The organism is Pseudoalteromonas arctica (assembly GCF_012927645.1).
Classification (GTDB): Bacteria; Pseudomonadota; Gammaproteobacteria; order Enterobacterales; family Alteromonadaceae; genus Pseudoalteromonas; species Pseudoalteromonas arctica_A.
In genome coordinates, this window is record NZ_JABBMT010000004.1 from 39,670 (window position 1) to 50,437 (window position 10,768).

Below are 10,768 nucleotides of genomic sequence, written 5' to 3' on the forward strand. Positions count from 1 at the left end.
GCTTAAACCAAATAGTGCGCAGCATATTAATCTAATATACTCAACTATACATGTTGCTGCGGTTCATTTTTAACACCGACCCCGACACCGAGTAACCGCACTGGCTGCTGTAAACCTCGTTGATAAGCTTTGCTCAGCAGCTCAGCCAAGATAGTTTCGTCAAGCAGACATTGATCAGACCACAACCATAAATTTCTATTTAATTTTATGGCTAAAAAAGCCTATCCCTGCTGTAATTTGATACAATATCACCTTAATGTAGAGGTGTTTATAAACTTAAAAATCGAACGGTTATAGCATTGTTTCTGGTGTCATTGAGGACTTAATATTGTTTCCCTTTTAGACCAATATTTGCCTCAAGATGAAAAGCAAGAAATTACCCCCGGTGAAGCGGTTAAAGGCAGTCGTTAGCTATACGCTTACACTCCCACCCCATTACAATAGAGTGAATATTCAGACAAATAGTGGTGGTTCGGGTGCCATAATTACAGACTCTTACTTAATGGTGTAAAGAGTTGAATAGTCAAGCTAATTTAATTGTTTAGTATCTGTATCAAAAAAATAATTGATTCGTACTATTATCAATAAGCTCTTTAATGGCTTTATCTAATTCGATTTTCTTTCAAACGATCCTCTAACGACATAAATTTCACAATGCTTTTCTTCATCAGGTAGCGTAACGGCTCGAAAGGCCAGGCTAGAGGCTGTCGATTGACAATCCAAAAATTGGTCAATGCCGTTTCTTTTTCCAAAGCCAGCTCCGAAAGCAATCGCCCATTGAACTGTGAAGAAGCAACACCATGCCCAAAGCAACCAGTACTATAAAGTATTCGTTCATCACCAAGGTAACCAATGGAGGGAGCCATATCCATAGTAACAGAAATAGCCCCCCCCCAAGCGTAGGTTACCTTGAGTTGTTTCAATACAGGGAAAAAAGCTGCAAGATTATCTTTCAACGCTTGCCAAACTTTAGGGTTATTATCACGATTCATCATTTGACCAAAAGAAAGTCCTGGCATATTGCCTGTCATAATGAGTCTACCATCTTCTGACGGTCTTATTGCATGTAAAAAGTTACGATTATCTTGTAGACCCTCTCGGTTTTGCCAGCCAATAGCTTGCCATTGTTCATCACTTAAAGGCTCAGTTGCGATAATGTAAGCCCAAAGCGGAGTTTGCTTACGTTGGTGTCCTTCAAGGCCTTTTATTAAATGCATATAAGCATTAGTTGCAATCACTAACTTTTTAGATTGCACTTGCCCATAAGGTGTATTAGTTATTACCTGTGATTGATGGCAAATGTGTTGTACTGGGCTAAATTCGTAAATGTCCACACCTTGTTGTAAACAAAGTCGTTTCCATTCCCTAATATGTTTAAGCGGATGCAAAAGTGCTGACTTTTCATGAAACAAACCTCCTTTAAACAAAGATGAATGAATATTTTCTTGTACCTTACTTTGCTCTAACCAATTCCCCCCATTGAGACCCATAGCTTCATAGGTTTCGATAGTGGAAAGTAATTTTTTTCTTCTAGAATCAGAACAAGCTACTTGAAGGAAACCACATGCTCTAAACTCTGATTGCATATTATATTTTTTTACCATGTAATGAATATAATCAAGCGCTTGTTCAGAAAAATGATGAGCCTCTATAGCGCGTTCTCTACCATAAAGCATTTTTATGGTTGGCATGTCTAAACCAAACTTAGCAACACAAAATCCAGTATTACGCCCACTGGCCCCAAAACCTATAAATTCTGATTCAAGTAATACAACCTTTGCCTCAGGCGATTGTAATTTCAAGTTAAAAGCAGTTGAAAGTCCAGAAAAACCGCCACCAATAACTAAAAAGTCTGCGTTTATATTTTCTCTAAGTGAAGGCTCCGGTATATATTTTTCTCCATTTTCATGCCAAAAATTGATACCTTCTTTTAAACTCATTTGATAACCTTTGGAAAGCTGTCAGTCAATCTAGTCAATATTATTTGAGCTATTCCCAGAGGATTTTCCTGCATAAAGCAATGTCCTCCCGATACTATTTGAGAAGAAACCAGTCGATTAAGTTTTTGTAAACGTGAAGTTGAGTGCTTGATAAAAGGATAAGACTGCTGACCATGAATTATATGTGTAGGTACGTTAAGTTTCTTTAGCGCTGCCCACAGGTTGTTTGGGAAACTGGCAAAAACTTCAGCTTCTATACTTGGAGGACACTTTAACTTCAATAGTGTAGTCTCTTGTTCATAAAGCGAGTGAATAATATGTGCTTGTAATGCAGAGTCGTCCCAGTTTTTAAAAATACCGCGCTCTTTAAAATAGCTTATCGCAGCACAATGAGACTCCCAACCATTTTTTCTTTTTCTAGCACGGTGGGCTAGTGGGTTAGGACTTTTTAAGCGAAGAAATTTAAATACTTTCATACCTATTAACATCTTCTGACTGAATATCACCGGATCAAGTAATATTAGTGAATGAAAGGAATTAGGGTTTTCTGCTGCCATTAGCGCTGTCAATACTCCACCAAAGCTATGACCAACACCTATCACAGGAACATTAGGATAATCTTTTGCAAAGGAGTTCCATACTAAAGAAGTAAATAACGCATTATTGTCCCAACCATAAAAACACCTCCCCGCATCGCTATTTCCATGCCCTTGAATATCATGAATAAACAGATCATAGTAATCAGTTAACTGAGATAACATAGGCCAATAAGTTAACCCAGAAAACCCCGTTCCATGCACAAAATGGATCACCGGTTTACCAGAAGGCCGAGTTCTCTGGCCGCGAATAATTACACCATTTGGCAATGGATACTGCCATGTTGACAATAACCGAACTGACTTTTCAGTATTCACTATGCTAGATACCTTTCATATATATAAACAAAACTTCAATATAAAAATAATTTTTTGAAATAATGTTTTATCCGTTATCAGTTAAAATTAGTTACTATAGTAAAGTTTTCTAAATAGCATTATACCTAGGTTTAATTATCAACTTTTTTATTACAAGCTATTAGTGATTTTTAAAAAAGCAAGTAGTGCTCTCAAACTAAACCCACCTTCAAAGGCAATAAAATCAGGAATTATCTGTTGTGGACGCCAACTCATTTTATATTGCCGCTGACCTCTAGAAGGGTAAACCTTATCACCGTGTTTTTGTAAGAAATGAACCAACCAACAAAATGTTTTGGAATAATAACCTTGAATTTCACTTGTAATATTCAAATCAGCCATTGGCGTAAGGCCAAAGTGTAAGTATTGTTCACCTTGATGTTGAAATCTTTCTATAGCGACATCATTAATGGCTTGCATAGTGCCCATAGGAGCACTTTTTAAATGTCGAGATAAGTTATGAAACCAACCAGCTTCCTCACCGTAACTTCTCGAAAATAAAATATAGGCCAAAGGAACATCATCTAAAGATGCAATAAATATACGATGCTCACCATCGTCAATATTAACTTTATTGCGATCTGTCACCATAAAATCCAATGCCTTAGCATTTTTTTTATTAAGCCACTGTTTATCAATTTCTTCAAGCGCTAACTGATGATGGTTAAATTCTGCTTGATTACAGATTTCAGTAATTGTATACATTCGACAGCGTGCCTATCATTGCTCTCTATTCCAATATTCCACTAAGTTAAAACGCTTTGATATATCAGATAACTTTGAAAACCACTACAAAGTATATTTTAGAAATGAATCCTCTTAAAAACGGCATCCTTATTGCTAGTTTTATATACTTAAAACCAGCAATAAGGATGTTCACGATGATAATCGGTAATCAAACAGCTATTTACAGTCAATATCAAGAAGTTCAGCAACCTAAAATGCCTCCAAAAGACGGCAGTGAATTGCCATCGAGTGCAAAAGTAACGAAAGAAGAGCCCAAAGGCCTCGATATGAGAAACATATCAAGTGGAGAAATTAGGGATTTAGCTAAAGCGACAGGTGATGATCGTGTTTGGCAATTTATACCTTTTGAAAAATTCGAATTTGATGGTAGTACTTTAAAAGGTGTGGAAAACAAAGATTACTTAGGGTTTTTAGAAAGAAGAATTGAGTATAAAAATAGTATTGGTGAACCTACGACAAACTATGAAGAAATTCTATCGGCACTTAAAAGCTACCAAGGATATATATTACCACCTAAAATAGATGTGAGAGCGTAATTCAAGTATGGCCTCACATCTACATCTATTCTTTTTATAAAATAATTATAGAATCACTCCAATAACCAAAAGGAGAAGCTATTGAACTTGAAGACACTGTAAATTGACCATTTTGAGGACCATAAAAATCGAAATAATAAAGAAATCCAGTTACTGTCTCTTCCGGGTGAGCAGGTATGAACATCAACGTTTAAAGTCCCGCAAAGGTTCTCTGTTTCCGTAGGTGGCTTAACTTGCCCACCAAAACTAGCATCATTAACATTGCCATATCCATACTGCAGAACTGCAACCAACCAACACATTGCCCATCGAGTTCAATCGTTACTTAATATGCAGCCTTTTTCAATCCACCAGCGCGCATCCTCTTCAGTATATGGGCTAGGTATTTTCGATGATAAAAAGTGAGTAACTTGTAAATTATTAAGATACTTAACAAGCAATAAGACATCGTTTGGCTGAAATGACCTGAGCTTGATCACGTATTATACTTCCTTATTTTCGAGTTGATTTTTATTACAATAAGTGGCCTTTTCAAAGTCACTCACATTCATCGCAATGTTATCGATATGCGGGAACATCTGAGTAAGTTTGGTCACTATCACTTTTGATAGCTCAGCTTTTTGAGCCAATGTGGCAAGCAGAATACAGTACCTGGTTTGGGTATATATCGCGCTTTTGTGTCTGCATTTAGCGCAGGAGTATCAATTGAGCCTTGGTTTGCTCAACTATTTCTGTGATGTTGATGCTATTTAAATTCATTGAAGCTAGGCCATTAAGTAATAGCCCTTGCTTGGCATACTGTCGGGATCGGTTATAATCCGCTCTTCTGCTATGTCTTTGGCCTCTAATTGGATTAAATCGATGAAAAAACTCTCTGCAGTGCAAATAAAGCAACAAGCACTGGTACTAAAAGTTGCTGATGTTATTGAAGATCAAGGCCGTAAAGAACTCCCTGGCATGCTGCAATGCTGGTTTGATGTGGAATATCACTTGTTCCCAGGTTCTTTACTAATGTGTTTTCAATTTGAGGATCAGCAAACATTAACAGCGGCGGAGCCTGACTTATTAAAGTGGCAAAAACGTTTAAGTGGTGCAATGCTCAAAAAAGGCGTTATTTTAAAAGACATGCGCAAGCATTTAGTTTTCACTCTCAACGGGCCTGATGAGTAATCATCAATCAAACCGTTTTAGTGTGATGCGACCTTTTTGTTGGTCAGAATTACTCCATCAAAAGCAAATTACCAACGTGTGAGCCTGCTGTAGGCTGCGCTAAATAAAGAAGATATATAAAACCTAATAGTTAAAATTCATACATTATTTTTAATACTCATGCCTTTATATGTAATTTTTATTACAATACCTGCAAATCTGAATAGTGGAACTGCATGTGCAACAATTTAAACATACGATCTTAACGCTTTTAGCCTTATGGGCATTCGCACTGATGCCGGATGTCATTTATGGCTTGTTTAATCATAACTACTTGGCCGGCTATAACTTCAAAAGTATTGTCATTACCTTACTGTTGATGCTCTTCATGCTGTTAAGCCGCACCCCTAAACTTAACAATATTGTATTACTGATAATGGCCTTAATGCAGGCCACTGAACTGATGTATTTCCAATACTTTGGCGGTTTTTACAGTGCTTTTGATATGGTGCTAATGATGGGGGAAATGCATGACGCACTGATTGGCTTTGCTGATGGTTTGAAATTTATGCTACCAATATTCTTTTTATCCATGGCATTTTATGGCTTAGCGTATTTCACCTATAATAAATATCACAAAACCAGTTTTACCGTGCCTTATATCTGTGTGTTGTTTGTATTATTGCTCATGTTACCATTTTTACAGTCTTTAGATTCTAAGAGCTCTCAAAAATACCAGCCAAATATTGCACACTCAGCTATGAAAAATGGCCTATACAGTGTGTCATTCTTTAGTGCTCGCCAGTTAAAAATAATTCTGGGATTACGTAAAGAAATGCCTAGCTATCAGCCTTATGAATTGAACAAAAGCGAACCTGCTGATGCAAATATTGTAATTTTAATGGGTGAAAGCCTGAGTTATTACAATATGGGTTTATATGGTTATAAAAGAGATACAACGCCAGATTTAATGCCGTATAAACAAGACCCTTCTTTCTTTTACTTGCCTGCAATTTCAAGTGCTGTTTCGACACGAGTTTCTCTTAGCCTATTTTTTAACACCGTATATGAGCCTAATAATGCTGCCCATATCAGTAAAATGGACACTGCTTTGTTTCGTTTAGCAAAGCGTCAAGGCTTTGCAACCCACTACATTACAACACAAAAAAATGCAGGAGGTTTAACCTATGCGTTCTCTCTTGGGGATATTGATACTTGGAAAGAAGATAAGCATTTAGATCAGTTCAATGGTGGGTATGATGACCGTCTATTACTCGAACTTAAGTCTATGGATCTTGATTATAATAAGCCTCAATTTATTACGTTACATATGCGCAGCGCTCATGCACCTTATGTAGCAAACTACCCTAAAACTCAAGCAGTGTACCCAGTTGATGAGCAACCCTATGAAAAGTACATGTTGAATAGCTACGATAACTCAGTACTGTACACACAAAAAGTGATAGCTAACATATATGAATTCTTTAAAGATTCTGGTAAACCAACATACATTTTTTTTACACCAGATCATGGCGAACTGACAGGTCAAGATGGCCGTTTTGGACATAACGCTGTCGATCTGGATATCGCCCGAGTACCATTTATGTTTTACGGTGTTGATATTCCAAAAGATGAAATAGCCCGGATTAAAAAAGAATTAGGCTGTATGCCGAACCATTATTTAATTAGTCAGCAAGTGGCTAAAGTATTAGGTTATGACATTAAAAACCCGAACGAAGAGCAAGGTAAGTATTACTTAAACGGCACCGATATATTTGGCGAGGCAGGCTTTATGCAATACGATTTAAAGCAAATACAAGATAAAACTTGTCCAGAATTTTCAAAGTAGTCCCTTTGTGTTCAGCCGCTCATAGAGCGGCTAGCGACAACTAAATTATGACCACTGCCTTTTACTGGTTATTATGCGCAAACCTACAACTGTATTACCAGCTGTATATTTGTGTAAATTAGCACTATCAACAGGTAAATATTACCTGTTGATAGTGCCATTTATTGCTCTGGGTGCTGATGCTTTTCACTGATCATCGCATCGAGTTTTTCACCGCCTTTAATACCAAAATCAAGGGTGCGAATAGGGAATGGAATACTAATATCAGCGTCAGTCAGCGCTTGTTTGACTGCCACGATTGCTTTATGACGTACAGTCATAAAATCGGCCTCACCAGGGTATTTAATCCAAAACCACACCAATAGATTGACACTGCTATCGCCAAACGCTTCAGCATAAACAGCCGTTTCATCTTGTTTAATTACAAAATCAAATTCATTGATTTTTTTAACTATCACCTTGGCAGCTAGCTCTGGGTCATCGCCATATGAAATGCCCACCGGCACTTCAATGCGGCGTACACCTAAGGTACTGTAATTACGTAATACATTACGAAAAAGTATTTTATTAGGTACTAAAATCAATTGCCCATAAAAGTTTTCGATAAGCGTGTTACGCAAATTTATTGAGCGCACATTACCAAACACATCATCAGTTTTTATAACATCGCCGGTTTTAAAGGGTTTGCGAATACCCATCGCAATACCAGCGATTAAGTTCTCGGTCATATCTTGAAAGGCAAAACCAATTGCTAGACCAACAATCCCAGCACCAGCCAATAATGACGTTACAGTGCCTTTTAACCCCATAAAATCGAGGGCAACAAATAATCCCACGCACAATATAATCATTTTGAAAATTGAGGCCATTAAGTCGGCAATTTGTTTAGAGTCCAGTGAACGGCGTAAAACATTACGCATCATTGAGCCTAAAAAGCGCGCTAGAATGGAAAAAACAATGGCGATGATCACCGCCACTATAAAATTAGGTATGTGACTTATTACGACATCAAACCAGCCACCGAGTTTTTCTTCAATAAGTTTTTCGGCATCGCTGATAGAAGGCATTTTTAGCATTGCTTAACCTTGATTGTTTTATAAATAGTGTCAGGTTACTGCAAAAAAAGCGCCAAAACTAAAAAGCCATGCATTGCATGCCTTTTAAACATATTAATAACTAGTTTTGTTCATCTCTTAAAAATACTGGCTCAAGCTCTTTTTGGGTCGCTTCGCTGCTGTAGTAGTAACCATCAACAGTAAACTTTTTTAAATCGCTTAACTGGGTAACTTTATTCTCAATAATGTAGCGAGCCATCAAGCCACGAGCTTTTTTAGCGTAAAAGCTGATAATTTTATATTGGCCGTTTTTACAGTCTTTAAAGTGTGGAGTAATGATTTGTGTGTTTAAGGCTTTTTTATCAACCGCTTTAAAATATTCATTTGATGCTAAATTTACTAAATATTGGCTATCTTGCTCTGCAAGTACTGTATTGAGTTTATCAGCAATAATACTGCCCCAAAATTCATACAAGTTTTTACCACGGCTGTTATCAAGCTTAGTACCCATTTCTAAGCGATACGCTTGCATTAAATCCAGTGGTTTTAATAACCCATATAGGCCTGACAAAATACGTAGGTGACTTTGTGCGTAATCAAGTTGCCCGGCGGTTAAGCTGTTTGCATCTAAACCACCATATACATCGCCATTAAAAGCCATCACGGCTTGTTTCGCGTTGTCGGTAGTAAACGGTTGCGACCATTCACTAAAGCGAGCTGCATTAAGTCCCGCTAGTTTATCGCTAATTTTCATTAAACTGCCAATTTGTGCCGGCGTTAATTCGCGGCACACCGTCATCAACTCTTCGCTGTGCTCAAGTAACTCAGGTTGCGTGAATTTATCAGTGCTTGGTTGGCTCTCGAAATCTAAATTTTTTGCAGGTGAAATAACAGTGATCATAGTTAGCTATTGACTTGGAAATTATTTAATGTCAATTTCAACATTAAATGAAACAAAAAGCACGTTTTGTTTATATCAATTAGTTAGAATTGATTGGTATGATACCTACCTTATCAGCACAGTAAATTATGCTATGCACCTTCGTTCTTCACTGATACGGACATAAGACCTATTAAGCGCTGTCACAGTGCTGCAGTATAAGGTAGTTACAGTAGATTTTCTTTTAACTTGCTTGGAATGAGGAAAGCAAATGACTTCAGCTCTACAAAGGCTCAAACAACATTCATCTATCGTGGCCGACACTGGTGATATTGAAGCGATTAAAAAGCACCAACCGGAAGATGCAACAACTAACCCTTCATTGCTATTAAAAGCCAGTGAGATTAAAGCCTATAAGCCGTATTTAGATAAAGCGTGGAGTTATGCTAAAGAAACCGAGCAAGACGCTGCTAAACAATTAGAACTAGCCTGTGACTACTTTGCTGTATTGCTAGGTAAAGAGATCAGTGACATTGTGCCGGGTTATATTTCAACAGAAGTTGATGCACGTTTATCATTTGATACTCAAGCAACAATCGCTAAAGCACGCACATTACTAAGCCTTTATGAAAAAGAAGGTGTGAGCAAAGATAGGATCTTAATTAAAGTTGCCTCAACGTGGGAAGGTATTAAAGCCGCTGAGCAACTTGAAAAAGAAGGCACTAAGTGTAACCTAACGCTGCTATTTAGTGATGCCCAAGCCCGTGCTTGCGCCGATGCTAACGTATTTTTGATTTCCCCATTTGTTGGCCGTATTTTAGATTGGCACGTTGCTAACGGTATGGAAAAACCAACCGATCCATTACAAGATCCAGGCGTACAATCAGTACGCAGTATTTTTGAATTTTATAAGCGCCATGATTATAAAACGGTCGTTATGGGCGCAAGTTTCCGTAATACGGGTGAAATCATCGCACTAACTGGTTGCGATAAACTAACCATCAGCCCTAACCTGTTAGAAGAGCTAGGCAACCTTGAAGGCGCACAAGAGTATTTACTTGAAAGTGATATTGCTAAAGAGCCAAAGCCGGCACCTTTAACTGAAGAACAGTTTCGTTGGTTACATAATCAAGATGCCATGGCGACAGAAAAGCTAGCTGAAGGTATTCGATCATTTGCTGATGCGCAAGAGCAACTAGAAGCGCGTTTTAAAGCAATGTAATCGCTTTTATCGGCTCGTTAGTTAATAAAAACTAAACGTCGCTATTGCGGCGTTTTTTTATGCCTAAAAATAATCTCAATTCATTAATTCATCACTTCCCCGTAACATAAATGTCACTTTTTTATTCTATTTTAGTGTGGCCTGTGGTATAGGTATTTTCGAGGTTAAAAAAATTCAATAGGAGAAGTTCATGGATAGCCTAGACGATATTTTAGAGATATTAGAAGGTCCTGATACAACAAGAAAGACCTCTCAGAAAAATAAAAAGCGAAAATGGCGCGAAATCGAAGCGTTAAAAGATAAGCAACGTTTACGTAAAGAACTACAGGAATTAGACTTTTTTGCAGACAATATTGCGATTGATGAATTAGATTTTTAATTCAGCAACACAATAGCTACTAACCAACTAAAAGGCCCTTACCGATAAAGTAAGGGCC

At 37.5% G+C, this 10,768-nt stretch carries 11 protein-coding genes and 1 pseudogene; 5 read left to right on the forward strand and 7 right to left on the reverse strand.

The features are described from left to right. Window positions 1-44: 44 nt before the first annotated feature. The 4 genes and pseudogenes from HHO47_RS03760 to HHO47_RS03775 form a co-directional block, all read right to left on the reverse strand. A pseudogene (locus HHO47_RS03760) lies at window positions 45-152 on the reverse strand (DNA polymerase IV); the annotation flags it as partial. A gap of 450 nt (window positions 153-602) precedes the next feature. Continuing rightward, window positions 603-1,940 (reverse strand): NAD(P)/FAD-dependent oxidoreductase, encoded by a 1,338-nt coding sequence (locus tag HHO47_RS03765; RefSeq protein WP_169019055.1) that lies wholly within the window; start codon window positions 1,938-1,940, stop codon window positions 603-605. After that, complete coding sequence (locus HHO47_RS03770) at window positions 1,937-2,854, reverse strand: alpha/beta fold hydrolase (protein WP_169019057.1); 918 nt, start codon at window positions 2,852-2,854, stop codon at window positions 1,937-1,939. Before HHO47_RS03770 ends, HHO47_RS03765 begins: the two co-directional genes overlap by 4 nt. 150 nt (window positions 2,855-3,004) lie before the next feature. Beyond that, complete coding sequence (locus tag HHO47_RS03775; protein WP_169019059.1) at window positions 3,005-3,598, reverse strand: phosphatidylglycerol lysyltransferase domain-containing protein; 594 nt, start codon at window positions 3,596-3,598, stop codon at window positions 3,005-3,007. 176 nt (window positions 3,599-3,774) lie between these two features. Here HHO47_RS03775 and HHO47_RS03780 point away from each other — a divergent pair, with 176 nt between their 5' ends. After that, complete coding sequence (locus tag HHO47_RS03780; RefSeq protein ID WP_086993870.1) at window positions 3,775-4,176, forward strand: hypothetical protein; 402 nt, start codon at window positions 3,775-3,777, stop codon at window positions 4,174-4,176. Window positions 4,177-4,210: 34 nt separating this feature from the next. Here HHO47_RS03780 and HHO47_RS19260 read toward each other — a convergent pair whose 3' ends face one another. Then, the gene (locus HHO47_RS19260) at window positions 4,211-4,360 is read right to left on the reverse strand and encodes a DUF4879 domain-containing protein (protein ID WP_248290916.1); all 150 of its coding nucleotides are present in this window, start codon (window positions 4,358-4,360) and stop codon (window positions 4,211-4,213) included. 677 nt (window positions 4,361-5,037) lie between these two features. On the opposite strand from HHO47_RS19260, the gene HHO47_RS03790 reads away from it, so the two are divergent. Both HHO47_RS03790 and HHO47_RS03795 read left to right on the forward strand, forming a co-directional pair. Then, entirely contained in the window at window positions 5,038-5,346 is a 309-nt protein-coding gene (locus HHO47_RS03790; protein ID WP_169019061.1) for a hypothetical protein, read from the forward strand. Window positions 5,347-5,563: 217 nt separating this feature from the next. Beyond that, window positions 5,564-7,174, forward strand: a complete 1,611-nt coding sequence (locus tag HHO47_RS03795; RefSeq protein WP_169019063.1) for a sulfatase-like hydrolase/transferase — start codon at window positions 5,564-5,566, stop codon at window positions 7,172-7,174. A 161-nt stretch (window positions 7,175-7,335) separates the two neighbouring features. Here HHO47_RS03795 and HHO47_RS03800 read toward each other — a convergent pair whose 3' ends face one another. Continuing rightward, window positions 7,336-8,250 (reverse strand): mechanosensitive ion channel family protein, encoded by a 915-nt coding sequence (locus tag HHO47_RS03800; RefSeq protein WP_169019065.1) that lies wholly within the window; start codon window positions 8,248-8,250, stop codon window positions 7,336-7,338. Between the two features lie 100 nt (window positions 8,251-8,350). Continuing rightward, window positions 8,351-9,130: a peroxide stress protein YaaA gene (gene yaaA, locus HHO47_RS03805; RefSeq protein WP_169019067.1), complete on the reverse strand. Its 780-nt coding sequence runs from the start codon at window positions 9,128-9,130 to the stop codon at window positions 8,351-8,353. 250 nt (window positions 9,131-9,380) lie between these two features. Between yaaA and tal the strand changes: the two genes are divergently transcribed. Then, window positions 9,381-10,331 carry a transaldolase gene (tal, locus tag HHO47_RS03810; RefSeq protein WP_169019069.1) on the forward strand — a complete coding sequence of 317 codons (951 nt, stop codon included), beginning with the start codon at window positions 9,381-9,383 and terminating at the stop codon, window positions 10,329-10,331. A gap of 190 nt (window positions 10,332-10,521) precedes the next feature. Then, window positions 10,522-10,710, forward strand: a complete 189-nt coding sequence (locus tag HHO47_RS03815) for a DUF3545 family protein (protein WP_054205331.1) — start codon at window positions 10,522-10,524, stop codon at window positions 10,708-10,710. The last annotated feature ends 58 nt before the right edge of the window (window positions 10,711-10,768 follow it).

Excerpts from the sequence above, each read along its gene's own strand:
- HHO47_RS03765 (WP_169019055.1), bottom strand. The coding sequence starts at position 1,940 with ATGAGTTTAAAAGAAGGTATCAATTTTTGGCATGAAAATGGAGAAAAA.
- HHO47_RS03775 (WP_169019059.1), bottom strand. The coding sequence starts at position 3,598 with ATGTATACAATTACTGAAATCTGTAATCAAGCAGAATTTAACCATCAT.
- HHO47_RS03780 (WP_086993870.1), top strand. The coding sequence starts at position 3,775 with ATGATAATCGGTAATCAAACAGCTATTTACAGTCAATATCAAGAAGTT.
- HHO47_RS19260 (WP_248290916.1), bottom strand. The coding sequence starts at position 4,360 with ATGTTCATACCTGCTCACCCGGAAGAGACAGTAACTGGATTTCTTTAT.
- HHO47_RS03790 (WP_169019061.1), top strand. The coding sequence starts at position 5,038 with ATGAAAAAACTCTCTGCAGTGCAAATAAAGCAACAAGCACTGGTACTA.
- HHO47_RS03800 (WP_169019065.1), bottom strand. The coding sequence starts at position 8,250 with ATGCTAAAAATGCCTTCTATCAGCGATGCCGAAAAACTTATTGAAGAA.
- yaaA (WP_169019067.1), bottom strand. The coding sequence starts at position 9,130 with ATGATCACTGTTATTTCACCTGCAAAAAATTTAGATTTCGAGAGCCAA.
- tal (WP_169019069.1), top strand. The coding sequence starts at position 9,381 with ATGACTTCAGCTCTACAAAGGCTCAAACAACATTCATCTATCGTGGCC.
- HHO47_RS03815 (WP_054205331.1), top strand. The coding sequence starts at position 10,522 with ATGGATAGCCTAGACGATATTTTAGAGATATTAGAAGGTCCTGATACA.